This is a genomic window from Membranihabitans marinus (assembly GCF_021729155.1).
Taxonomy (GTDB): domain Bacteria; phylum Bacteroidota; class Bacteroidia; order Chitinophagales; family Saprospiraceae; genus Membranihabitans; species Membranihabitans marinus.
This window is the reverse complement of record NZ_JAJQYA010000024.1, coordinates 12,525-38,806: the sequence shown is the minus strand read 5'-3', so window position 1 is coordinate 38,806 and position 26,282 is coordinate 12,525. Positions and strand designations below refer to the sequence as shown.

General features: G+C 38.9%; 20 protein-coding genes and 1 tRNA gene. 12 read left to right on the top strand and 9 right to left on the bottom strand.

Annotation, left to right across the window (positions count from 1 at the left end):
* Nucleotides 1–99 precede the first annotated feature (99 nt).
* Complete coding sequence (locus LVD51_RS14040; RefSeq protein WP_236972026.1) at nt 100–1,410, top strand: MFS transporter; 1,311 nt, start codon at nt 100–102, stop codon at nt 1,408–1,410.
* On the opposite strand, the gene LVD51_RS14035 is transcribed toward LVD51_RS14040, so the two are convergent.
* A complete protein-coding gene (locus LVD51_RS14035; protein WP_236972025.1) occupies nt 1,400–2,875 on the bottom strand; it encodes a hypothetical protein in 1,476 nt (491 codons plus the stop codon). The genes LVD51_RS14040 and LVD51_RS14035 overlap by 11 nt on opposite strands.
* A 170-nt stretch (nt 2,876–3,045) precedes the next feature.
* On the opposite strand from LVD51_RS14035, the gene LVD51_RS14030 reads away from it, so the two are divergent.
* The 3 genes from LVD51_RS14030 (at nt 3,046) to LVD51_RS14020 (ending at nt 6,725) form a co-directional block, all read left to right on the top strand.
* Entirely contained in the window at nt 3,046–3,738 is a 693-nt protein-coding gene (locus tag LVD51_RS14030) for a glycosyltransferase family 2 protein (RefSeq protein WP_236972024.1), read from the top strand.
* 97 nt (nt 3,739–3,835) lie between these two features.
* A complete protein-coding gene (locus LVD51_RS14025) occupies nt 3,836–5,245 on the top strand; it encodes a glycosyltransferase (protein WP_236972023.1) in 1,410 nt (469 codons plus the stop codon).
* 151 nt (nt 5,246–5,396) lie between these two features.
* Nucleotides 5,397–6,725, top strand: coding sequence for a hypothetical protein (locus LVD51_RS14020; protein ID WP_236972022.1), 1,329 nt, complete (start codon nt 5,397–5,399; stop codon nt 6,723–6,725).
* A 537-nt stretch (nt 6,726–7,262) separates the two neighbouring features.
* Here the strand turns inward: LVD51_RS14020 and LVD51_RS14015 are convergent.
* The 3 genes from LVD51_RS14015 to LVD51_RS14005 form a co-directional block, all read right to left on the bottom strand.
* Complete coding sequence (locus LVD51_RS14015; RefSeq protein ID WP_236972021.1) at nt 7,263–8,612, bottom strand: peptide MFS transporter; 1,350 nt, start codon at nt 8,610–8,612, stop codon at nt 7,263–7,265.
* 145 nt (nt 8,613–8,757) lie between these two features.
* Nucleotides 8,758–9,345 carry a DUF4230 domain-containing protein gene (locus LVD51_RS14010; RefSeq protein ID WP_236972020.1) on the bottom strand — a complete coding sequence of 196 codons (588 nt, stop codon included), beginning with the start codon at nt 9,343–9,345 and terminating at the stop codon, nt 8,758–8,760.
* Nucleotides 9,346–10,200 (bottom strand): DUF3108 domain-containing protein, encoded by an 855-nt coding sequence (locus tag LVD51_RS14005; RefSeq protein WP_236972019.1) that lies wholly within the window; start codon nt 10,198–10,200, stop codon nt 9,346–9,348.
* 503 nt (nt 10,201–10,703) lie between these two features.
* Between LVD51_RS14005 and ruvC the strand changes: the two genes are divergently transcribed.
* The 8 genes from ruvC (at nt 10,704) to LVD51_RS13965 (ending at nt 18,853) form a co-directional block, all read left to right on the top strand.
* On the top strand, nt 10,704–11,249 hold the full coding sequence (gene ruvC / locus LVD51_RS14000; protein ID WP_236972018.1) for a crossover junction endodeoxyribonuclease RuvC: 546 nt from the start codon (nt 10,704–10,706) through the stop codon (nt 11,247–11,249).
* A gap of 63 nt (nt 11,250–11,312) precedes the next feature.
* A tRNA-Ile gene (locus LVD51_RS13995) sits at nt 11,313–11,386 on the top strand.
* Nucleotides 11,387–11,810: 424 nt separating this feature from the next.
* Nucleotides 11,811–13,247 carry a dGTP triphosphohydrolase gene (dgt, locus tag LVD51_RS13990; protein WP_236972017.1) on the top strand — a complete coding sequence of 479 codons (1,437 nt, stop codon included), beginning with the start codon at nt 11,811–11,813 and terminating at the stop codon, nt 13,245–13,247.
* 807 nt (nt 13,248–14,054) lie between these two features.
* The gene (locus LVD51_RS13985; RefSeq protein WP_236972016.1) at nt 14,055–14,279 is read left to right on the top strand and encodes a hypothetical protein; all 225 of its coding nucleotides are present in this window, start codon (nt 14,055–14,057) and stop codon (nt 14,277–14,279) included.
* Between the two features lie 478 nt (nt 14,280–14,757).
* A complete protein-coding gene (locus tag LVD51_RS13980) occupies nt 14,758–15,483 on the top strand; it encodes a type IV toxin-antitoxin system AbiEi family antitoxin domain-containing protein (protein WP_236972015.1) in 726 nt (241 codons plus the stop codon).
* A gap of 125 nt (nt 15,484–15,608) precedes the next feature.
* Entirely contained in the window at nt 15,609–16,454 is an 846-nt protein-coding gene (locus LVD51_RS13975) for a nucleotidyl transferase AbiEii/AbiGii toxin family protein (RefSeq protein ID WP_236972014.1), read from the top strand.
* Nucleotides 16,455–16,849: 395 nt separating this feature from the next.
* Complete coding sequence (locus LVD51_RS13970) at nt 16,850–18,157, top strand: APC family permease (RefSeq protein WP_236972013.1); 1,308 nt, start codon at nt 16,850–16,852, stop codon at nt 18,155–18,157.
* A gap of 12 nt (nt 18,158–18,169) precedes the next feature.
* The gene (locus LVD51_RS13965) at nt 18,170–18,853 is read left to right on the top strand and encodes a class I SAM-dependent methyltransferase (RefSeq protein ID WP_236972012.1); all 684 of its coding nucleotides are present in this window, start codon (nt 18,170–18,172) and stop codon (nt 18,851–18,853) included.
* Nucleotides 18,854–19,890: 1,037 nt separating this feature from the next.
* On the opposite strand, the gene LVD51_RS13960 is transcribed toward LVD51_RS13965, so the two are convergent.
* From LVD51_RS13960 to LVD51_RS13940, 5 genes are read right to left on the bottom strand one after another with little or no spacing between them, the layout of a single operon-like run.
* Nucleotides 19,891–20,409 carry a hypothetical protein gene (locus LVD51_RS13960; RefSeq protein WP_236972011.1) on the bottom strand — a complete coding sequence of 173 codons (519 nt, stop codon included), beginning with the start codon at nt 20,407–20,409 and terminating at the stop codon, nt 19,891–19,893.
* Nucleotides 20,410–20,457: 48 nt separating this feature from the next.
* Nucleotides 20,458–20,748 (bottom strand): hypothetical protein, encoded by a 291-nt coding sequence (locus LVD51_RS13955; protein ID WP_236972010.1) that lies wholly within the window; start codon nt 20,746–20,748, stop codon nt 20,458–20,460.
* Nucleotides 20,749–20,757: 9 nt separating this feature from the next.
* Complete coding sequence (locus LVD51_RS13950) at nt 20,758–22,113, bottom strand: DUF6850 family outer membrane beta-barrel protein (RefSeq protein WP_236972009.1); 1,356 nt, start codon at nt 22,111–22,113, stop codon at nt 20,758–20,760.
* Between the two features lie 24 nt (nt 22,114–22,137).
* The gene (locus tag LVD51_RS13945) at nt 22,138–23,355 is read right to left on the bottom strand and encodes a DUF4876 domain-containing protein (RefSeq protein ID WP_236972008.1); all 1,218 of its coding nucleotides are present in this window, start codon (nt 23,353–23,355) and stop codon (nt 22,138–22,140) included.
* Nucleotides 23,356–23,357: 2 nt separating this feature from the next.
* Entirely contained in the window at nt 23,358–26,132 is a 2,775-nt protein-coding gene (locus tag LVD51_RS13940; protein ID WP_236972007.1) for a TonB-dependent receptor, read from the bottom strand.
* Nucleotides 26,133–26,282 lie beyond the last annotated feature (150 nt).

Sequence of the window (26,282 nt, the reverse complement as noted above, 5' to 3'; positions counted from 1 at the left end):
CTTCATCTGATGTTTGTGATGCAATTTTAAGTCCATTTTATAGAATTCCGATAATTTCAAAGGATGATGGGGGAATTTTATTAAAATTGGATTCAAGTAATGAAAATAATAGAAAAAATGGAACAACCATTGAATCGTGAAAAAATAATAAGAGGCTGGGCATTTTTTGATTGGGCAAATTCCGCTTTTGCCCTCGTAATTTCCGTGGCTATTTTTCCCGCTTATTTTATCAACCACAGTCCCGACTTTGTTTCTGTATTGGGAGCTGAGATAAGCAATAGTGCCCTGTTCTCCTATACCATCTCTTTTACCTATTTGTTGTTGGTGATATTACTGCCTTTTTTGTCTGGTTTGGCAGATTACAGTGGCAAGAGAATGACCTTCCTAAAGATCTTCACCCTAGTGGGTTCTATAGGTTGTATGTTGTTGTTTTTTTTCAATGGTGTGGATCGCTTGTTCTGGGGGCTTTGGTGTTTTGTGTTGGCCATGATAGGATTCGATGGGGGCAAGGTGTTTTACAACTCTTATCTGCCTCTGATTTGTAGTAGAGATCGCTATGACAAAGTGAGTGCTATGGGATTTGCCTATGGCTATATAGGCAGTGTTATCCTCCTCATCTTCAATCTCGTCATGATTCTTTATCCCTCTTGGTTTGGAATTGACGATCCCAATCTGGCCATCCGAATATCATTTATCACAGTAGGACTATGGTGGATTGGATTTGCTCAAATTCCATTTGCTCGACTGCCGAAAGAGAAAGAATCATGGAGTAGTTCGGCATGGAAAAAAGGTTTGTCAGAATTGTATCAAGCCTACCAAATGATTGTGGATAGAAAAAATTTATTGCGGTTTTTGTATTCCTTCTTTTTCTATAGTGCAGGTGTTCAGACCGTCTTATACCTAGCGTCTACTTTTGCGGAAAAAGAATTGCAGTTTGGGACTACCGGTCTTATAGTGGTGATCTTGATATTGCAGTTGTTGGCCATTGGAGGGGCATATTTATTTTCGGCCGTTTCTCAAAAACGAGGCAATAAGGCGGCCATTGTCATTATGCTCATCATATGGATAGTCATCTGTGCCATGGCTTATTTTGTACATGATAAGGGACAGTTTTATGTGTTGGCAGCATTGGTGGGATTGGTAATGGGGGGAATTCAATCAACCAGCCGTTCTACCTTCGCCAAGTTGTTGCCCAAGGCCGACACACATCACGACAATTCCTATTTTGGATTTTATGAAATATTGGAGAAACTGGCCATTGTGTTCGGGACCTTTTCTTTTGGTCTTATCGACCAATTATCCGGTGGTATGAGAAACAGTATTTTGATCCTGGCCCTCTATTTTGTTATTGGTTTGATATTGTTATTTAGAGTAAGGGGAGATGAACTCAAATTCTCTGTTAATCAATGAGTTCATATGCGCCAAGATCGGGAAGGGCATCCCTTTGATTGCCTATTAAATCATCTGATATCTCAGGAATCGTCATTCCTTTGTCCTTGGCTACCGAAAGACTGTCTAGGGAAAAGTTGTAATTATTGATATCGTAAAACAAGGCTTCATGGTTTTCGTAATTCATATTGCTCGGTTGGTCGACAAAGAAATTGGGATATTCGTCTTCGCTGATTAAGTCTTTGGCTCGAATTAAACTATTGGAAAATTTGACTTTAAAAAATGATGGATCTTCCAATCCGTTTTGCATAACCAATGCGTCGGTTTGATTGCTGTAGAGGATGCAATTTTCCATTTCTATATTCAGTGCAGCAGCTACTGCATGATTGCACTCGGAGTCAAAACAATGGAAGTTTCTCATGTAGACCGCTTCTCGGCCGAATCCAGCATTGGCAAATGTGCAATGTCTGAACCGATAAAATCCACCTAAGGTCAATGAAAGGTTGTATCCAGCAGCACTGTGAAACAAACAATTGTCTGCAAATACGATACCGCGATATGAAGCCAAGCTAGCTTCTCCATTGAATCCTATAATAGAGTGATCGATGTTCAATTGAGCGAGAGAATCGACCAATATACCGATACCTCCATGAAGAATCCTAGTATAGGATATTCGGTTGTTTTTGCTTTCAGGGCCCAGCTGGATCCTTCCCCATTGAGCTACATAGGTTTGATAATCTTCTTCTAGTCTGTCGGTAGATATGGTTACTGGTTTTTCTCTACTTCCGTTGATCTCTAAGGATCCGTTTTTGGCGATATAGAGCACTCCGTCTTGATAACTGGTTTGACCATCTTTTACCAGCCCACCGTGAATATAGACTTCTGTGCCGGCGGGAATTACGAGGTTGCAACTATCTACGATCAATACGCCATAGATGACATATGGTTTGGGATCGTCCCATACCCAATCTCCCATATCACAGGTCACCAGGGACTGCTTTCGTTTTGAAGTAAGGGCGGGAACGTAATTGGCGTTTTGGCCCCAGGCTGTCAGTACGACGCGGTCGGTTTTTACTCCTGTATTTATGATAAGATTCTCTAGAATAATAAATGGACTTTCACTAATGGGTAGGTCGGGATCCACTGTTACTTCTACAAAAATATATATGCTGTCGTTGGGGGGGATTTCCACATCATAAACGGTATTGCCCGTTAATCCATCTACGTTGAATCTAAAAGGAGAAAATTCATTCTCTAATTTGATTTCATCGATTCTAGCATATTTATTCCCATTGTTGTACAATTTTAAATACTTGGTCGTAGAACCTACTTGGGTAAATACGGTGTCAAAGGTTAAAGTGTCCGTCGAATAGCTTATATCTAAATTGTCAGGACTTTCGAATTCAATTTTTTGACAGGAATAAGTTGCGGAAAACAACAATGCTGCAAATAAAATATAGTATGCAGAGTAAAAAATTGATTTCATAGATGGAGATTAGTAAAACAATTCCAACCTTTAACGGTTAAATTTTTTAAAATAATATTAGTTACGCACAAAATTAATTATTTTTGCACTCTTTATCGTTTTAGATTATTTATTTTTTGAATTCGTTTCGGTCTAAGAGGTAGTGTGGTGTTACAATTTGTGGAAAGTAAATGAATAAAGCAATTATTGACGTCATTATTCCTGCCTATAACGAAGAGCAATCTATAGGTAAAGTTATCGCTGATATCCCCCAAGATTTAATTAGAAACATTGTTGTTTGTAATAACAACAGTACTGATGATACGAGTAAAGTGGCCATTGAACATGGTGCGCTAGTGGTCGATGCCTATGACAAAGGTTATGGCAACGCCTGTTTGACTGGTATTGATTATCTCAAGTCCTTGGATATTTCGCCCGACATAGTGGTCTTTATCGATGGTGATTATTCGGACTACCCCAGTCAAATGCCAGATGTGGTAAGACCCATTGTTGAAGGAAAGGTAGACATGGTCATTGGTTCTAGAACCTTGGGCCAGATGAAGAAAGGAGCGATGCAGCCTCATCAAATTTTTGGAAATTGGTTGGCAACGAGATTGATCCATTTAGTGTATGGATATACTTTTACCGACCTTGGTCCATTTAGGGCGATACAGTGGCAGGCTTTAGAGAAGATAGATATGCAAGACCGGGATTTTGGTTGGACGGTTGAAATGCAAGTGAAAGCAGCCAAATTTAAGATGAAAGTGGTAGAAGTGCCGGTAGATTACAAGGTGAGAATAGGTATTTCAAAAGTATCTGGAACCCTTAGAGGATCTGTGCTGGCTGGACAAAAAATCATTTGGACTATTTTTAAGTATTTATAAAGTGGATATTATCGAAGTTTTATCATACGTTATCATTATCATATATAGTTTAATTTTACTATATATTCTGTTTTACAATCTTGTCCAATTTCAATTATTGGTCAATTACAAACGAAAGCCAAGTTGTGTTGTGGAGATTTCTCCCGAAGATGTAGTTGATTGGCCTACTGTTACCATACAATTACCCACCTTTAATGAAAAATATGTGGTAGGGCGATTGATTGACAATATTGCTGGATTGGATTATCCCAAGGAAAAAATGCAAATTCAGGTTTTGGATGATTCCACCGACGATACCTTAGAGATTTCTAAGCAAAAGGTGGATGAATACAGAGAAAAGGGATTTGATATTTCCTTAATTCACCGAAAAGATCGCAAAGGTTATAAAGCCGGAGCCCTGCAAAATGGACTGCAATTTGCCACTGGGGAATTTGTAGCCATATTCGATGCCGATTTTTTACCCAATACCGACTTCTTAAAGAAGACGATTGGATATTTTGGCAAAGAGAAGATAGCTGTGGTTCAGGCCAGATGGGAACATATTAACCAGGAGGATTCATTGATCACAGAGGTTCAGGCCTTTCAGTTGAATGTACACTTTACCATCGAACAAAGTGCCCGATGTCATTCTGATTATCTATTGCAGTTTAATGGAACGGCTGGTATTTGGCGGAAAGAGGCCATTTTCGATGCCGGTGGATGGCATGCGGATACATTGACCGAGGATTTGGATCTCAGTTATCGTGCTCAGTTAAAGGGCTGGAAGATATTGTACCAAGAAGGTGTCGGTGCCCCGGCCGAATTGCCTGCCCATATCTATAGTTACAAATCACAACAGTACCGATGGATGAAGGGCGGAGCCGAAACGGCCAAGAAATTAATCGGCCCCATCTTGAAATCTAAAATTCCTTTGGAACGCAAGATTCACGCCATTGCCCATTTGACGGGGTCTACTATATTTTTATTGGTGTTCTCTATGGCTGTGCTTTCTGTGCCCATGGTGTGGGCCGTGTCCAAACTCAACCTCAATATGGGATATTTTATGGTCTTCGTTCTGGGTATTGTGGCCATTACCGCTACTTTTTATCAAGCCAATGTTTTGAATCCATACAACCATCCCGGATTGTCAAAATTTCGCAAGATTATTAAATTTATATTTCTTTTCCCCGTCTTTATATCTATATCTATGGGATTGTCCCTGCACAATTCCATCGCTGTGATACAGGGATTTAGAGGAAAGAAAAGTCCATTTGTAAGAACACCAAAATTCAATTTGCAAAAGCTGAATTCTGACTTCAACCATACCAATCAAGGAGTTTATCTCAAAGCATTGACTAAGCTGAAGTCGGGTACTTTACTCGAAGGATTGCTCTGTGTATATTTTATTTTTGGCATCGTTGCCGGTCTGCGATTGCATAATTATTCTATGATTCTGTTGCATATATTTTTAGTTTTTGGATTCGGTTCCATCTTTTACTTCAGCATCAAAGATTTAAGGATTAGATAATCTAGTCTATTTTTATTCGAATTACATTTATAATTAACGGGAATCTTTTCCGTAATCGTCAATTGTAATTTATATTATTCGAAATAAAAGGTGCAGTTTTGTAGAGGATTCATCTTTAGAATAAAAGGTATATTTCTAAAAACTCATTTTTGTGAAGTATTTTTTTGCCACATGTTTTGTCTTGACCATTTGGACCATTGGGTATTTTGTGCCGAGAACGGATATTTATGCCTTTTTGGGATTGTATACCTTGGGGTTTATCGGGTATTTGTGGATTCATAAAAGGGTAGCAAGTCACCACGACTTTGTGTTTTTTATCGGCGTGGCTATTGTTGCTAGATTGGGGCTGATCTTTGTGGCTCCTGGATTATCCGATGATTTGTATCGATTTTTCTGGGATGGGACGATTGCCCACTTGGGTTTTTCTCCCTACGAATATACGCCAAGCCAAATGATGGATGGCAATATGGTGGGAGGATTTCTATCTACCGATATATATCCGTATCTCAATTCTCAGGATTATTACAGTATCTATCCGCCTTTGAGTCAGTTGATTTTTCAGATCTCTACTTATTTCACTCAAGATCACCTTTATCACAGCAGCATCGTATTGCGTGTGTTTAATATAACGGCCGATATTGGAGTGATTTATCTGTTGATGAAGCTGTTGCCAGCGATGAATTTTAATCAGAAAAACGTCTTATTATACGCCTTAAATCCCTTGGTCATTCTCGAGTTTTCGGCCAATTTACACGGAGAAGTGATTATGTTGTTTTTCTTTCTCTTTGCATTTTGGTGGTTGCTCAAAGGACGTTGGGGTTATTTTAGTGTGTTATTTGCCTTGGGCATACTGACTAAGTTGACCATATTATTGTTGTTTCCCCTGTTTCTTAAGCGACTGGGATGGAAAAATTTTATACTTTCCGGATTGCTAATAGCGGCCATCGTACTGGCGGCCTATGGGGGAATGGGGCTATTTGTATACTTGGACAATTACCTAGCCAGTTTACAGCTATTCTTTCAGCGGTTTGAATTCAATGCCAGCTTCTATTACTTTTTTCGGTATTTGGGTTATCAGTGGAAGGGGTATAATATGATTCACTATATCGGTCCATTGTTGTCTATTGCGGCCATGGGAGGTTATTTTTTTATGTACGTTTTACAATACATCAACAACAAGGGACTCTTGGTGAGAGCCCTATTTATATATACCATCTTTCTATTTGCCAGCACAACGGTTCATCCTTGGTATATTGTTTTCCCCCTGGTCTTTTCGCTGTTTTCAAAATATCGATATCCCGTTGTATGGTCATTTTTTATCGTATTCAGTTATATCAGCTATGTCAGTGATCCCTATAGTGAAATGATGGCTGTCGTGGTAATTGAATATCTATTGTTGGGATTGGTGTTGTTGATCGAGTTTGGTTTTATTCCCGCCAAATGGTATTTCAATCTATATGAGTCGACAGAAAAAGATTAGATTTCCTATGTATTTTGTTTGCATAATACGATATACTTTTTTTGTCTTCATCAGTTCCCGTCATAGTTGTATTCCCTTAATGGCCAGTATTGGGATATAATACCAAGTACGTTTATAATTGATAAGCTCACCCATCCACGACACGGAGGTTGGCTAGCGCACCCGGAACGCGGAGGTTCCGGTTCCCTCGCCAAAGGTCGATTTACGATCTTTGATCCTTCGGATTTTGCTCGGTCATCCTCGTTGAAGGTAGATTTACTACCTTCAGTACTTCGTACTTTACTCGGTTATTTTTCGAATTATTGTAGAGATGCAATGCATTGCATCTAAATTATTTTGAATAGAGATGTAATGTATACAGCTGTACTGGTGCTTTGCTGGACCCTCCCGAAACACGGTGGTTTCGGTTCCTTCAGTGATTACCAAATGTAATTCGTATTAGGTATATTATCATCCAATAGTCAATGCCTAATTTTTCCAACTAAATGCTAGGAAATTATACGTTTACAATGTCTATAAGATCTATTATGGATCTCCTTAGCTAACCGCCAAATCCTCAGCCCCGTGGGTCAATCTTTTCAGTGGCTTAAGCAACATAATCACCAATCCACCAGCAACAACACTAAAGATCGAAATGCCGATAAAGATTTCAAATTCTCCAGCATTTTGACTGTAAACCCCTAATTCTCCAGCCAATTTATTGCCAAATCCTGTGGCCGCCCAATAAGCACCCATCATAAGGGAAGCATATTTTACCGGAGCCAATTTGGTAATAAATGACAATGACACCGGCGATAAACAAAGTTCACCTACGGTGGAAAAGAGGTAGAACATGATAAGCCAGATAAATGAGGTAGAGTCTGTTTTGGCAAATTCTAATGCGGAATAGGCCATAAAAAAGAATCCGATTCCCTGAATCACTAGACCAATGGGCATTTTGAAGAGGGAAGACGCTTCTTTGCCTTTTAATTTCCTTCTATACCAGAATCCTGCCACCAAACTTCCCAAGGTTATGATGAAAAATGAATTGACGGATTGAAACCATGAAGCGGGGATTTCCCAACCCAAAAAGTTTCGATTGGTATTTTGATCGGCCCATAGGTTCAACAATCCTCCGGCTTGTTCGAAGGCTCCCCAGAACAATATCACCAATAAGAAAGAGATTAATAGGACTTTTACCCTGTCCTTCTCTACAGCAGTAAGGGGTTTTTTCATTAATTCTTTATCGGGATTGTCTTTGTCTCCGATAAAATCTCCAACGCCTTTTAGGTATTTTTGTCCCCATACAAATACCATCTGTCCGATAAACATACCGATGGCGGCCAGACCAAATCCCAGATGCCATCCATATCTTTCGCCTAAATAACCACAGGCAATGGGTGCCAATAATGCTCCGATATTGATACCGATATAAAATATAGTAAATCCAATGTCTCTGCGTTCGTCCTTAAAACTGTACAGACCGCCTACCATGGTCGAAATATTGGGCTTTAGGCATCCTACACCGGCTATAATAAAGCCGAGGCCGGTATAAAAAGCGGTAATATGGTCAATGGCCAGTATACCGTGACCAATACACAGTAGGGCTCCACCTAAGATTACTGTTTTCTTTTGTCCCAAGACCTTGTCGGCCAACCATCCTCCGGGGATACTTGAGATATAAACCAACATAGTGTACCATCCGTAGAGAGCCAGCGCTCTTTCATTGGACCAGCCAAATCCGGGGTTGTCACCGGTAGAGATAGCCGTCATATACAGTACGAGAAGAGCTCGCATGCCATAATAGCTAAATCGTTCCCAGAGTTCTGTGAAGAAGAGAATATATAAACCCGCCGGGTGGCCAAAAATTTGTCTACCTGACTGTGCTGGTATGGTTTGATCCGTCATGTACGATTATTTTTCGATGTAAATCTTTCAATAGCGAAACACGGAAGATAATCATGGTTTACCAAAAATCAAAATTTGATTCTGGCCGGCTTGTGGATTTAATGGTAGATCCTCACCTAGGATTCGAGAGTAGTGGTAGACCCTGCTATGGCTGAGGGATGATTTCTAACTGCCAACCCATACCACTCACTAAGTCTTGAAGGTTTTGAAACATGATTCTGCCCTGTTCATCGGCTTGAGAGTATAAATTGCTTTCTGCAATTTTTTGTTTAATTAGACTTTTGGCCTGGGCATTTAGATTGTTGTAGTCTTCTGTGGTAAAGTAGTTGAATGTACCTTCAGATATGTCGTAATAGTCGATGTCGTGATCGAGGGACAACAGTTCCGATTGGGGAAATTCACTGAGGTAGAGGATTTTCTTTTCCGTGTCGGTGTATGCTGTTATTTGACCGAGATCAAAGCCGATGGAGGCCTTGGCTTTTACTCGCACCAATGCTTTTTTGCGCAAAGGGTAGACATCGAAAGTGTAGTAGTCTTTGTGGGAAAGTATTTCCGAAAAATGACCTTCTACAGCCACGAGTTTTTTTACATTTTCTACTTGAGTCATTAGGATGTCGCTTTGCCTCATGACTTTTAACTGGGCATTTTTTTGAAAATAGATATAGCCAAAACCCAGCAAGCCCAATAGGCCGACTACGATTAACAGTCTGGTTATGGTGCGTATACTTTTCATTTAATAGCCATTTGGTGTATATTTCAATCCGCTGTGAGATTCGAGTACGGCTTTTATCTTACCCACGGCAATGGGGGATTCTATAAGGAGGGGCACCTTGTTGTTGTCTTGTGACACCCAAATCTTCATGCCGTCTTCTTCGCTAAACACATTACCTACTATGAGTTTGGGTTCAATCATATAGGTGTCCACTGGTCCTATGCCCTTTATCTTTTTGTCTTTTTCAGCATTGTGAAAACGCATGGAGATGGGGTATTTTTTTCGATCGAGCAACATGTCGAGTGAAAATATAGATTGTTCGCCAAGGTGGTCCGTTGGTGTATTTCTAAAAGCGTAGACCGTAGACAGTATATCGTGTACGCATTGATCGATATATATGGTCTCCGATGTAGTTTGGTCGCGGGTCTTGCCCATTTCCGATTTGGCCAATCTACTATTTCTCAAATATTTTACATGGTCGTATCGAGTATAACTGCCTTCGTTGACAATGCGCACCGTTTCTTCTGGCAACAGGGTTTCCTTGTTGATGATGGACTGAACGGTGTCTCTCACCTTAAATATCCAATCATATCCGCCGTGAGTACGTCCAATGGCTTCGGCAAAAAAATGGTCGCCTCGATCTTCGATCTTAAAGGTCACGGTACCGGCTCCAATCCATAAAAAATTGACATTGTAGTACAGTTTATAAGTCAGTACTTCAGCATTGGAGAAAGTATTGTTATTGGTACGACAGTAGTCGTCGTATCTGGGTAGATCTTGCTCCTGGAGTGGTTCGGACTGGTCTGATATTCCAAATATAAAAGGAAAGACTAGTACGAGGAAAAATGGAAATATTAGAAAGTTGTGCAATTTCATAAATAAATGTCTGTTTACGGACAATTGATGAATTCGTATTAATAACGATTTAGAGTCCATAATGATTATTAAAAATGGATTTTTTTAAATAGTCAATTATGTATATTTCTTTTCCATTTATAAATATTTAGTAATTAGTTATCCAATTTTGTTCTTTCATCGATCTTCTTTACAGATGGATGGTGAAACTGTGTTTTTAAGGAAGCTGCCCTTCGAGTCTTTAATTTATTAAAGTGTTTCCCAGAATAGAACACAGTTGTCATTAAGACGGTTGAAATAGGGGAAAAACAATAAAAGATATGTTAAAGTACTGATTTTCTGATGAATTTTTTGGTTGAGGCTTAGTGTTGAGTTCTTTAGGTGGTAGGGTAATTAGTGGCTTTACTCTGTTGAAATATATGGTGGCTAGGTCGGGGATAATGGATGGAATAAGCTACTTAAAATCGAAAATTATATCAATAATATGACTACTTTCGTTAGAACGACAACAAAAACAAAAGCGAATGATGAGGATATTGGGAGTGGATCCAGGCAGTAATATTACAGGATATGCGGTGATATCGTCAAAGAACGATATTATTACAGTGGAGGCCATGGGCATTCTCAAGCTGTCCAAATTCGAGACTCATCAAGAAAAGCTAAAGGAGATCTTTTTCAAGATTCAAGACGTCATTGAGCGGTTTAATCCAGAATTGATGGCCATTGAAGCGCCATTTTTCGGTAAAAATCCCCAATCAATGCTCAAGTTGGGACGGGCTCAAGGAGTAGCTATTGCGGCTGGTGCGGCCATGGGATTGGAGGTGCAAGAATTTTCACCGAAGCGAATCAAGCAGTCGATTACGGGCAATGGCAATGCGAGCAAAGAAAAAGTGGCTGGCATGTTGCAGATTATATTGGGTGAAAATTTGGAGGCGGCCACCTTGGATGCCACCGATGCATTGGCCACTGCCGTCTGTATGGCATACAGCAAGAAGAACAATTTGGTGACCAGCAAGGGAGGCAATTGGGGTGATTTTATGAAAAACAATCCCGGGCGCATTATTTCGTAATAAAATTATTAATTTTGTTCTTTTAAATGGCAAATTCTTATAAATTTGCAATCCTTAATTTTCGGTCCCATAGCTCAGCTGGTTAGAGCACCTGACTCATAATCAGGGGGTCCATGGTTCGAGCCCATGTGGGACCACTTCAATATCAAAGAGTTATAGCGTTTATCGTTGTAACTCTTTTTTTATTTAGGACACGATTGTAGCGTGTAATAGGTAAGTTTAAAAGTAGTTTGTTTTTTTGACTTGAAAAATTCTGGATTTTTGTTACATAATTAGTTAAAATTGATTTAGTTTCAATTCATTTGAAAACTCATAATTATTTGATATATTTGGAATTACGTTATAATTGAACTTTGATAATAGATTTTATGTTATAATCGACATATGGGAAAGCAAACTAAAATATCAGTTACAGGGAAGGTAATCGCAAAATCATCAAAAATTTCTGCTTCAAAAGTATATGTCCCGCTTAAACTAAGGAGTCACGTAAAAACTGTTAAAACTTCAGCTGGTACAAGGCTAGCACAAAATTCTAATTGATGTTCTCAAAATTGTATCCTATTGGATTTTTACTCTAAACATGACTATAAAAGATTTGGATCAGAAAGAGATTCTGGTCTAGAAAAAGAAGAGTATCGAAGTCCATTTTGGAGAGATTATGCGAGGCTAATTCACTCGCCAAGTTTTAGGAGGTTAGTTGGGAAAACACAATTATTCCCAAACAATGAGTCTGATTTTTTTAGGAATCGGTTAACTCATTCACTTGAGGTGGCTCAGATTGCTAAATCTATATCAAAAAGGCTCAATTTCTTAAACAACATAAATATTGACGAAGACTTAGTTTCTTTCGCGGCCATTGCCCACGATTTAGGACATCCACCTTTTGGGCATCAGGGAGAAGAAGCATTAGATGAATGTATGCAATTTCAAGGAGGGTTTGAAGGAAATGCACAAACATTAAGAATTATATCAAAAGTTGAAAAGAAAATATATAATCCCCGCTATCCAAATTATGGAATATCTGAAGAAGGCACTGATAAGAGAATAGGCTTAAATTTAACATTGAGAAGTTTAGCCTCCGTCTTAAAATATGATAATATTATCCCAGATAATGAAGAAGAAAGAAGAACCTATCATGAAGAGAGGTCAGAAAGTATAAAACCAATAAAAGGCTACTATAAATCCGAAGAGAGTTTAGTACAAAGAATTAAGGAAACTCTACTGAAGGGATATAGTCTGGGTGAAAAATTTAAAACTGTGGAGTGTTCGATAATGGACATTGCTGACGATATTGCATATTCAAATTATGATTTAGAAGATAGTTTTAAAGCTGGTTTTCTTACACCTATGGATTTACTATATCCACCAAAGCAACTAGTTGAGAATATAGTCGAATCTATAAACAATAGGAATTCCTTTATTATTGATGCTGATGAAGTTTTAGATATTTTAATATCTATTTACGGAGATATACTAAACGCTGAAGACATGAAAGATGTCGAATTTACTAAGGATAATAGAGAGGATCTGATATATTATTATACGGGATATGCATATGAACAGTCGAAAATTATAAGTATAAATGGTGCTTTAAGAACTGAATTGACATCAAAACTTGTTGGCAAATTTTTAAGAGGCGTAGAGATTGATATCAATGTTAATTGTCCAATGCTTTCAACAGTTTATCTTAAGCAAGATATTCGTAAAGAGGTAGAAGTATTGAAGACTTTTACCTATCAGTCTCAAATTTTATCTCCAAAGCTAAAAATTGCGGAATTGAGAGGTAAAGAAATTGTTAAAAGGATTTTCAATACAATAATTAATGGGGATTATCGACTTTTACCAGAAGATTTTCAAAGCATATACTTAGCTGTAAACGAAAAAGATAAGAATAGAATAGTTTGTGATTTTATTGCAGGAATGACAAATAAATATGCTATAGAATTTTATGGTAGACTGACTTCTGAAAACCCTGAAACAATTTTTAAACCCATATAATACTATAAAAAATCATCCTTAATACTCACAAATTCCACATTCTTAATCTAGGTTGTATTCTATATTTTTCTTTTGTAATTGAATTTTTTTTAGGGTTAATATTATTTTGATTAGAGCGATATGTGCTATTTTCAATTCTTTTCTCTCCCAACCCAATGCGCGGAGGTAGACCCACCCGGAGCACAGTGGCCATTCCATCCGAGAGACGGAGCTCTCTGTTCCTTCATCAAAGGTCGATTTACGACCTTTCCTCACCCACCCACAGCATGGTAGCTGTGGTGATCTCACCATTGACCGATTTACGGTCAATGATACTACGTATTATGTTCGATAATGTACTGCATTCGGTCATCCATTGAGGGTATTTGGTCAGTATGTGACTTCATTCAGTTATATTCAGTCGTTGCCTCGTCTAACGGCTAGCCCACACGAGAGACGGAGCTCTCGGTTCCTTCATCAAAGGTCGATTTACGACCTTTGGTTGCCCTAAAGGGCAACTACATTCAGTCATTCAAAAATCTTAACAGACATCATAAAACGTAATTGGTATAAGCTGTGCTAAGGCTCTACAGGCATCAATAGTTTTACGCAAAACTTTAGTTGTCTCTAGCGTTTTTTTAGGAGGCAATGACGGTAAGCTATTGTAAGGTATGTTTCTGTTGAAATCTGCCATATTTAACAAGGGTAATAAGTACTCACGTTTTGTTAACGAGGGTAAATATAGTCAAAAATTACCCTTGTAGGAAATACGAGTGTAAAGTTTACACCTTTTCATTGAATTAATTATAAATCACTTAATTAGGTGATTTGGTCCAAGATTTGGGGGAAGGATCATTGATGTCTTATTTCAATAAGGGAAATTCGAAGGATAATATAAAGGATAAGTTCTATCAAGAAGTAGATTCTGAGTTGTTAAATTTTATAGATAAAAAGCTGGATTTTTACAATAAGATGACAGAGGATAAAATCAATTTGATGTTTAAAAACATGTGGTTTAATGAATTGTATGATCAGCAGGTGAGGGGGATATAATATCAACTGGATTTTTTGAAAAAAGTCGAATTTTGACATTGAATAAGGATGTGGGGCATTGCGTTGTAGCTACAGGATTCATATGTGGAGTAGAATAGCGGAAGGATTAGTGCGGTTTGAGTCTATCCGTGCTTTTGTATTTTTTAATTCTCAATTCTCAATTAATAAATAGGTGACTTAAATTTTTATGCAGTCTCGTCACAGCACAGTGACTAACCCACCCGAGGTGCAGTGACCTCGGCTCCCTCATCCAATCCATATTTAATGGATTAGATACTTCGTACTATATTCGGTCGTACTCGCCGTAGACCGATTTACGGTCTACGATGCTTCGCATTTCGCTCGCTCACATTATCCACTTACCTTTGCCAGCAATCCGGATTTACACAAAGACCTCTATGAAGGTGTGAAAAAAAATGTCCAGTTTTTTATTTAATAAACTGGACGTTTTTATTATATTTGAAATATATAATAGATTATGAAAACCACTGATTATATTAGGAGTATGCTTAAAAGACTGCCACGAGGGTATGTGTTCACCTATGAGGATTTTCTTGTAGATGTTAAAAGTAAAGAAGCCACTATAAAAGCTTTAAATCGAATGGCTAAAAGTGGTAAAATAGCTAAATTATCTAAGGGCAAATATTATAAGCCGGAGCAATCAGTGTTTGGAGATTTAGCTCCTGAACAATATCAGGTTGTAAAAGATTTATTGGAGGTGAACAACAAAACCATTGGTTATTTAACGGGCTTAAGTATTTATCATCAATTAGGTTTGACCACTCAAGTTAGTAATACTATTCAAATTGGAAAAAATGAGGTAAGACCAACTTTTCAAAGAGGTCGTTATAAAATTGCCTTTATTCGTCAAAAAAACACAATTACTAAAGAGAATATACCGCATTTGCAATTATTAGACGCCATAAAATATGTGAAAAAAATACCGGATACCACGATAGCAAAAGCTTGTATTCGTTTTATGGCTATTTTAAAAGAAAAGTCCATAGAAGAAATAAAAACAATGGTTCGCTTGTCATTAAAATATCCACCATCTACAAGAGCTCTATTAGGAGCTTTGTTACAAGAAATAGGTGAAGATAAATATTTAGAGAGATTGCAAAATTCTTTAAATCAGATTACAAAATATCCTATTGAAGGCGTAAGTCAAGTCGTCGGCACCACTGATAATTGGAATATAGAATGAAATTGCACGTAAACAAAACCCTTTTTAATCAATCTATAAGAGCTACAGCTCAGCGATTGGGAATTGCAGAAATATATATAGAAAAAGACTATTGGATTACCTTGTCTTGATATCACATATTTCATTTGCCCATTGGTTTAGAAACCGTATTTAAGGGAGGAACGGCATTAAGTAAATGTATTGGAGTTATACAACGTTTTTCTGAAGACATAGATTTGGTTATGGTGCGTAAAGATATGGATACTAACAGTAGCATGGAGCGAAAGGTTAAAAAGCCAAGTAAATCCATAGAGTCAATACTGCCTGAAATAAATGTAGAGGGATTGACGAATAAAAAGGGAATGTTACGTAAAACAGTGCACCAATATCCTAAGGAATATAAAGGGGCATTTGGACAAGTGCGAGATGTAATTGTATTAGAAGCTAGTAGTTTTGGAGGATATGAGCCTTATCATAAGCAGTTAATAAATTCTTACATAGGTCAAATGATGCTAGATATTGATCAAGAAAAATTGGCTGAAGAATTTGATATGAAACCATTTGAAGTTAATGTAATGGATATAAGAAGAACTATTTGTGAGAAAATAATGAGCTTAGTGCGTTTTTCTTATGGAGATAATCCAATTCAGCAATTGAGGGATAAAATAAGGCATACTTACGATATACATCAATTATTACAATTAGAAAAAAATCAGATTTTTTTTAAGAGTGGTGATTTTGTTGAAATGCTATTGAGTGTTAAAGAATGTGATAGATTAAGTTTTAAGACGAAAAATGATTGGCTAAACTATCCTATTTCTAAAGCCATTATTTTTTCGGAAACCGAAAAAGTATGGAAAAAGTTAAAAACAACTTATCTCAATGATTTTAGGATGTTAGTATACGGTGATTTACCAGCTGAAAAAGAAATAGAAAACACTTTAAATCTTTTAGGGGATAGGGTTAAAGAAATAAACTCGAATTACTTATGATACTCATCCGATGGACATTAAGTCCATCCGGGTTGCTCTAAAGAGCAACTTCGCTCGGTCACCCGTCAGCGGGTATATTAGATAGGTATAGAAAAAAATGCTCTAGGTACAGATCTTCCGGTATGCTATATGATTTCTGTTATTTCAAATGTATCTTATTATCCTATTTTTAATTATTGAACCAGCCCCCAGTTTTTATGAACTATCGTCTTGATATATGTTACAATGTGATTTATCCTCCCTTCTCTTAAGGTTTTCTTATTCAATGTGAGTTAAGCTTAGAAAGGTTTATATTTAGCATACCTTCTCGATATCGTTGCATTGTCCTTCCATTAGGTTATATTTGCAACATTGTTGCGTTTGAGTTGAATTGCATTATAAAATGATAATATATAGTGTCAAAATATAAGATAGGGAGTATGACTGGTATGGCCATAGTAGTGGCCAATATGATTGGGACAGGTGTCTTTACTAGTCTGGGATTCCAATTAAAAGACTTGAGCAGTATACCAGCCATCTTGACCCTCTGGCTATTGGGAGGGGTACTGGCCTTATCTGGGGCCTTTAGCTATGCCGAAGTGGGGACTTCTATCAAAAAATCGGGTGGTGAATTCGCCTTCCTGTCCTCGATCTACGGCCCTCTCATCGGATATCTTGCCGGTTGGATTTCATTGACCGTGGGATTTGCAGCCCCCATTGCCCTGTCGGCCATTGCGGTGGTAGAATATTTTCCCTATGGCCAACTCAATGTCAAATATGTGGGCATTGGTCTAATAGCCGCTATAACCTTTATCCATTCACAAAATTTGCGGACAAGCTCACTATTCCAAAACATAGGTACATTGCTCAAAGTCCTCTTGATTATTACTATTATTTTGATTGGATTATTCCTTCCCAGTCAAAATCATGTGGAATATTCCCCCGGAGGAAATTTCATTGATGAGATTGGATCCGCCGCTTTCGCCGTTGCATTGATATATGTAAGTTATTCTTATTCAGGTTGGAATGCCGCAGCCTATATAACGGAAGAATTTAAAAGCCCTAGCAAATCACTACCTTTTGCCTTGTTGGGCGGAACCCTCTTGGTTACCCTGATGTATGTATTGTTGCAGTTCATTTTTTTAAAACACGTTCCCGCCAATGAACTCCTCGGACAAATTGACGTCGGAGCGATCGCCATAAAAAAAATGTTGGGGCAGGAATACGGTGCCATATTTGGTGCAACAATTTCCTTGTTGTTGATCTCAGGCATCAGTGCCATGGTCTGGGTGGGCCCTAGAGTTACTTCTAGTATGGCCAAGGAATACCGATTATGGAGTTATTTTAAACCCCAATCCGAAAGAGAAATTCCCAAAAGATCCCTTTGGCTTCAGTTCTTTATTAGTTGCTTTTTAATCCTTACCGGAACTTTTGAACAAATATTGATCTATTGTGGGGTTTTGCTCTCTATTTCTTCCTTGCTCGTGGTATTGGGAATATTTAAACTTCGCCGAAATAAGAACAATCAAAATGATGGGGTATACAAAAGTCCATTATTCCCATTTTTTCAAATACTCTATATCTTATTGTCGCTGTGGATGATCGTATTTGTATTTATGAACAATACCTATGAAGCCATAGCCGGAGTGGGGAACCTTTTTCTGGGATTGGCCACTTATTATTTAGATAAAAGAATCTATAAAGAACCAATTACCATATCATAAATCATAAATACAATGAGAACGAAGATCTTGCTATCATTAATTTTGCTGAGTTTTGTAATGGTTAAGCCATTATGGGCTCAAGAAAACCATCATAAAAAAGAACACGGTGAGAAATCAGCCAATGAATATATGCATCAGTCGTCCGTGGACCGCTTAGTTAAACATTTCGAATCACCAGAAAGGGATGCCTACCAACAACCCGAGAAAGTGATGGCCTATTTAGGGGATCTCAATGGTAAAAAGGTAATGGATATAGGAGCAGGATCGGGTTACTTTTCGGTAAAACTCGCTGGTAAGGGCGCTGAAGTCATCGCCGCTGATGTGAATGATGAATTTCAAGAACATTTAAAGCAGCGTATTCAAAGTGAAAATTTGAAAAATATAGAGTTGCGCAAAATACCTTACGATAGCCCTGGATTGAAGGACGGGGAAGTCGATTTGGTTTTTTTAGTAAATACCTATCACCATATAGAAAACCGTGTTGATTATTTTGCCAAGGTCAAAAAAGGTCTCAAGACCAACGGGGAAATCGTCATCATCGATTATTTCAAAACAGAAGATCTGCCAGTCGGTCCTCCCTTTAACCATAAGTTGTCCATGGATGTAGCGGTTACAGAATTGAAAAAGGCAGGATTTACTTCCATTGAAGTCGATGTCAATTTACTGCCTTATCAATACATCATTAAAGTAAAATAAGAAATCGGAGCCACTGGCTATAAACCTATCGTATTACGTTGCAGTCATGCCGGAGCACAGTGGCTCCGGTTCCTTCACCAAAGGTCGATTTACGACCTTTGGTTGCCCTAAAGGGCAACTACGTTCTGTCAGGGATGATATGTCATAGCCGTGGGTGACCGAATGCAGCTCAAAGAGCCAAATGCCTACTAAAGGCATTTGATGAGGGAACCGAGGGATTATTCCCTCGGGTGGGTGAGGTGTATAAATCATCAGACAATATTGATTTGGCGGACTTTTTGCATCAACTATCGCGCGACACGAAAAGATCATATTTTTTCATTTTCTACAATTATATATTTGGATAATCTGGGCAAAAAGTGTGACAAATCCATGAGCATCACCGTTTATGTTATCATCCAATTAAGATCAATCTGTGATTTTGATAGAGGAAGGATATTTGCTGACGATTATTTTTATAATATCTCGTCATACCCCAGGGGACATGACTTCTCTCATCGTAGACCGATTTACGGGCTCTGGTACCGCGCACTTTGCTCGGTCACCCTATGCTATTAGACTACGTCCACTTCGACCAACACTTCGAAAGAGCTCAGTGCGGCGGCTCAGTGCACGGTTTTCAGGGCTTTTCTTTTAACATAAACAATTGTCTATGCCTAAATTAATCCATTACAATAAACATAAGTGACCAAGCAACTACGTATAAATATTACAATGAGGATTCTCTAGGTAAAAGTGGTAGTAGTATGTAAATTAGAACAAAAAATTAAGGAACTTAAGTTGACTTTAAAAAATATGACAAAGGAAAGAAAGAAGTATAGTTCAGATTTTAATAAAAACTAAAAAACATCCCCCAAAATTAACCGAACTCACTGTGTGAAAAATGTAATTTTTATTCGTCGATGTTTCGTTTCAAAAAAGAAAAAATTTTAGTCATCGATTAATAATGATTTCAAATTACTAGGGGGATGTGATTATACCTCTTAATATTAGCATTTATTATAAATGCAATTCGTAGATCAACTACCGTATTTATTTTAGTTATATAACTTTCGAATCAATTGGGACGCTAATAAACTGCTGTCCGCATTTAAATATTTTGGGCGTTCTTTCTTGTATCGCTCCAATACTTCTGTCGATCGCTGATACAATGTACTGTCCGTAGCCGTGGGGATGTGGTTTTTGGGCATAGCATAGACAAAATGCCCTGTCTTTCTACTGTAGACAGGAATTTGAAAGAAATCTCGTTCCACAAATTCTCCCGTCTTTTGATTTTCATAATAGGCTTCAACAAAAAAATCAACGGCGTAGTCGGGATAGCCAAATAAATAACCATAGGCACGCAAACGAAGGATTTGTTCATGGTTTTCGATCGTACTTAGTACAATCCCAGGATCGGTTTCAGGAACGATTCCCATATAGGAAAAGAAATCCAAATGATCGTTAATCACCTGACTCATACGAGACTTTCGGATTACATTGATTTGAAATGCCCTGGTCGAATCGGATTTGGCTCTAAATGGAACCATGATAAATGACAAGTCATCGAAATCCATACTTTTTAGAGCAGCCGTATACTGTTTGATTTGATCTACATATTTTGCCTAATCTTCTAGGTCTACGGCATGGCCTTTGATATATTCGAGGGAATCTATCTCAAAAGGCAGGGTAAATCCAATGAGGCTGCTCATGGGTTTGATATCTGAAACCAAGGTGTACAGCGCTTCGTGGTCCAATCCTATCGCTAAGATGGAATCGGCCAGACGAGAATGATGATGGCTGACCGCAATGTTTTTATTTGACGCAGAGGTTCTGGGCAGGGAGGCACAACTGCTCCATGCAATAGTTGCAGCAAATAGTCCAAGAACGATGAATTTTTTATTTGTTGATACCATAATTGTGTTTTACAGGTTAATGCCCAAGGCTAATTCTCCTCGATATCGCATAGAAGAAAGGTGACGAGCCATGAGCTTATTTTTAATTGAAATAAAATATCTTTTATTATGGGTCTTCTGATTACCCAAATGAAATGTGGGTGCTAATCCGATAAATACATGGTCTGATGTCAGATATTCAAAATCGGGAGTGTATACCAAGCGATTTAATATATCAAATTCGAGAACGGATTCCTCTTTGTCGAGGTTGAATTGATATCCAATATAGTAGGACAACTGTACTTGACCGATATTGCTGACTTGTTCCAATAGAGGTATTAGATTGAGACTCTGGTAATCGGCTTGAACAATGTAGTCCTCTTGCTTACAGTAAAGTAGTTCCAGAGAAAGGTCGGGTAGAAAAATCATGTTGCGATGGCGATTTATATCTATGGTTACTCTGGTCTGTATGTGTTGTGATTCACTGTTGCGAAAACCATACACCGCATCATCTGTACTGCCTGTTCGGTAATTGAAAAATAGTTTCCATCCCATCTCTTCACTGTGATATTTAACTTGAGCCAGTGATTGAAATTCGGTGTAACTACCTTCTTCATTGGGGTTGGACAGGCCGTCTGATACTCCATCGTGGCGAAATTGTGAATTGAAGTCGATATGCCATTTATCCGCATAAAACCACTTGAGATTCAATCCATATTTATTGGAATTTCGTCGTCTATCCAATGAATTGATAGGGCCTTTGAGCAGGGATCCAAATCCCCTTCCTCTGATCAAATAAGTGTCGTCGATGGCGTAATACCCTATTTCATTTTCCTCGAAAGCCGATGTATAGTAAAGACCTAAATTAATATAATGATCTTCTCTTTTGGCAATGAGGGTTTTGACTCGGGGAGCAATTTTGATCTCTCTATAACGGTAAAAAGGTTTGGGACCGTTATGGCGTGCTCCAGTTCCGTTGATGTAGTCCAAGGCAAGGCTGAAAATATGGTTTTTATATTTGGGCATAGTTATATCGACGTAGGTGTCGAATCCATCATGCTGCCAATTTCCACTTATGGTGTCGCCCCAAATAAAGGGATTGCCATTGTAAGGGTCTAGTACTCCTGCAAATAGAAGGTCTTGTTTAAGCTGTCTTTGGTAGGCAAATTTACCCTCTAATTGCCATTGGTCGATGGTTGTTTTGCCTTTGGTAATAAAGCCAAAATCGTAGCTCTGGTGAGGGGCCATGGCCGGTCGAAATGAACCGACTTCCGCAATAGAAATCATGGCTACAGAACCCTGTGTCGTCGTATCTTGAGCTTGTTGGGACCAAGTAGACTCTATAAAAGCCGTCAGTAAGAGCAGGAGTAATAGAACCTTATTCATTCTCTGTGATTAACGTAATTCGTATTAATTAAATGACCATGGAGTGGGCGTATCCAATTTTTCAAAATCTTCAGTGGAATTGTTGCTATCCTGTAAAACCACACGACCCTCAATGGTAGCCGCTATTTTTCTTCTAAAACTTTGTGCCGTATAAGTGTCGTCGGCATAGACAAAGCCTGCATCAAGAGCAACGGGAACTCGCTTAAATGAAGCGCTGTTGCCGTCTTTGAGTGCTTCAAAAGCATCGATGACGATTTCGTTGGGAACTTTAATACGAGGAGCTAAGATGTCGGCATATTCAGGGACTGGATAGGGAACTTGCTCTAGGCTATCGAAGTCATCTAATTTGAAAATGACTAAGCCGGGACCAAAAACCGTGATCAGCCAATCAAAACCCCCAGTAAAGTACAATCGTTCCAGATTGGCCACATCAGGGGCATCTGCATCTCTGTTGTCATCGCGAACATTGAAGGTCTCCCAGTCGGCTTCTGAAAGATCAACTGGGCTGTTGGGGTTGAGTTCTTCCAGCTGGTGGTTGACTCCGTCTTGCGCTATCACTATACTACTTCCCGGTTCCAGTGGGTAGTCGGTTCCGCTGCCGGTAATCCGCCATACATTGTTTACATAAACAGCATTTTGATCATCCTGAAATTCTGTGGGCACATTACTTGAATTGATTAACCCAGACACACCGTAAACGTCTGCAATACAAAGATTGTCTAAGTAGATGACCTCTGTTGAATTGTTGTAAATTTCGACAAACTGATCAGAGAAGTAATTGCCTCCGGAAAGGGTTTTGGACCCGGTATAATATACTTCTTTAAAGAGTAAACTGCCCAAGGGACTTCCATTGAGATCGATTTCCACAGCGACTTCTTCACCAGCCATTACAGAGATATTGGAAGCTACTCCACTGAGTTGGGTTTCTTGTGCAATCCCTGTTAATGCCTCTGTCTCAGCACTGGACAGGGAAACACTAGAGGATACCGTATAGCTTCCAGGAGTGATTTCTAAAAAAGTAGCAATGCCCTGGCTCGATGTCTGTGCAAAACTTTCTTTGCCATTCAGTGTGTTGACCACTTTTACCTCAACATTTTGAGCAAATTCATCGGCATAATTTTCAGGATAATGTACGGTAACGCTAAGATTTCCTGAGGAGGGACCGTCATCCTTGCTGCAGTTTGTGAGTGCAAACATTGCTAGCATGGCCAATGTGTAAAGAGTTAGATTTCTAAATTTCATATTTAATTAATTTTATAAATAATTTCTAATCCAAAAGTTAAAGGAAGGTTTCTTCTTACATAAACTTGTCGAGTCTCATTCCAATGAAGTGGTCGATGATTAAAGATATTATTGGCATAGAAAGAGAAGCGACTGTGGTTTTTCCACTCTTTGGTGACTTTGAGATTGAATAGATGTAAGGATGGATATTTATTCCATTTTCGATTGCTGACCATTCGTTGCAAGTCACTATATTGTTCAGAATGAGATTGTTCTGGAGTTAAGTTTACGATTTCACCTTGAAGATTGACGTATCCTGTGGGGTATGGATCAAATGTGCCAGAATGGGACTTGTCCAGCCATATAGCTTGCCACAGAGTGGATACAATAAAACCTATTTTTGGAAGATGGGTAATGGCCCTAATACTTGAATTGAGTCGTTCCGAAACTACTTCGCCGGTTTTTTCATACAAGGGTATTCGATCTGGGCTCGAATCATTGGTATACACAAAGGAAGATTCTGCTATCTGGCCATAGTTGCGGCTTGCGGTAAAATACCATGCGCCATTGGCCATTATCTCGGTATTGATGCTTTCTACTTTTGGCAATGATAGAGTATATTCCAATCCTTGGTTCTCGATGTAAAGGTTGTTTTGAGGAATGTCTATGCCTGCAAAAAAGGTTTCAACACTGAGGGCTTCTTCCATCAATAATGGTGGTTGGCCTTCGCGTTCTGAGGCTATTTGATATTTTTCATATTCTAGAGGAGTCACCTGTCTGACATAGCTGATGGCGTTGTCGGTTTTTTCATAAAAGGCCGTAAGTGTAAGATTCCAGCCCCCTTGATTAAAGGTAAAACCACCTTCTAATTTATTGGAAGTAAAGGGTTTTAGATCCTGATGGTTGAGGTCCAATACTTTGGTGGTAATAATCACTAAGCGTTCTGATGGGGCATTGGCAAAGTAGTTGAAGTTGACCAAGTCAAAATATCGTTTTCCCGGATATAGTTGGGACAGAGTCTGGGATTTTGACGCCTTCCCCCATCCCAATCGTAGGGAAAGATGGTCTAGAATAGAGTAATTGAGATTGAAACGAGGGGAGAGAATGTTGCCCACGTTGCCGGCAAATAAGTTTTGGGTTGAAATCAAGTCCCACCGCAATCCCATAGATAGCACGACTTCTCTGTTGAGTAATGTAGTCAGTATCCTATCTTCTAGATAGACGGCCATTTGGCTCTTGCCTGGAATGTCTTCCCATGAATCTGGGCGATCTCCCATGCTATAATTTTGTCGTGGTGGGGTCAATGGGTCAAACTGTCGACCGTTGCCAAAGTTTTCATCATATCGAAACTCGCTGCCTGCTATCAGGCGATGGTGGTCGGTCCACCATCCATTGAAAGACCAAGTTCCCTCAATGCGATTGTATAGATTGAGTGGTTGGCCGTCGATGGTGGTTTGGTTGAGGTATTCGCTATGTCCATACTGACCCACCATGGTGGTGTCGATGAGGGCAACAGATAGGGGATATAGATCACGGGTGATTAAATCTTGATAATAGCTTTGTTGAGAGGCAAAATTGATCCCTGTTTGAATGGATGCTTTTTTTAATATTTTTCTCGGAGCACTTAAGCTTATCTCTGAATTCCATTTATACCGCCAGTTTTTGCTAGAGTATTCACTGAGGCTGGCCGCTTGAGTACTGTTTTCTCCTCTGTATTGATCCATGCCGAAGGATGCACTGGCTATTTGTCTGATTTTGAACAAAGATCCTATACGCTGCCATGCCAATTGCCCATTGAAGCGTTGGTAGGCTGAAGTTGCATTGCGCAAATCGTCATTGGTTTGGAGATAATCTGCACTGGTGTTTAGGCTGTTTTTGTCATTGAGATTATTCCCCGATGTAAATGAAAATTGCATGAGATTGGGGTTTACTCGCAAAATAACTTCGGGATCGAAGTCTCCTATACGAGAATGAACCAATACTAAACCAGAAGTTAGGTCGCCATATTTGGCGGATGGAATTCCCCTGATAACCTCCACGGATTCTATATTGTCTGCAGACCACTCGCGAAGATCAGTTCCCTTGCCGGCTACGGTAGAAAACCCCGGGTCGGAACCTGGGCTGGCATTGAGGATATTGATGTCGGTTTGCAGATCGGCATTGTTGGATTGCGGTATCCCATCGCTTACTATTTGAGTGCCCAGTGCATTGGCTTTGCCAGCACTGCTGAGGGCAGAACCCTGTCGAAGATTTAGTTGCTGGGGACTGAGAAAACTCGGGTTTTCGGCCAAGTGTCCAGGGAGTAGTTGGAATACATCGTTCAAACTTACCGCTTGAATGTGTTCGATGGCTTTTCTGCCTATGGCGGTAGAGGATCCGGTTTCCAATTCTTTGCCGACAACGACGATGTCTTCTATGCTAAATGTGGCTTCTTTTAAATAAAACCGTTGTTTATCTGATGTAATGGTTGCAATGATGTCTGTTGGTTGAAAGCCCAGACAAGAAAATTGGAGTCGTAGGTGAGGAGAGGGCAGTCCTTCCAAAACAAAGTTTCCCAATTCATCGGTATATGCGAATATCTCAGAATTGACTTCCAAAACGGTAGCGCTACTAATAGGGCTAGAGTCTAAGCTGTTCAACAATTGACCGTTTAAGGTATATTCGAGATTGTTCTGAGCCTGGATATTGTTGGTATAGCACAGGATGCTGACAAGGTGAAATACTATAGAGCAGATATTTCGAACATCGACATTTGGCTTTTTGCCAATTGATTTGTGAGAGGTTATATCCTTGGTCATTTTTCTTTGCGGGTTGATTTAAGCAGCTGCAAAAATAGAAAAACATTAATATAAATGCAACATCGTTGCATTTATATTAATGTTTTTGTTGTAAATCATAATTTTGATTAGGAAATGAATGACCGAGAGTAGTTGCTCTATAGAGCAACC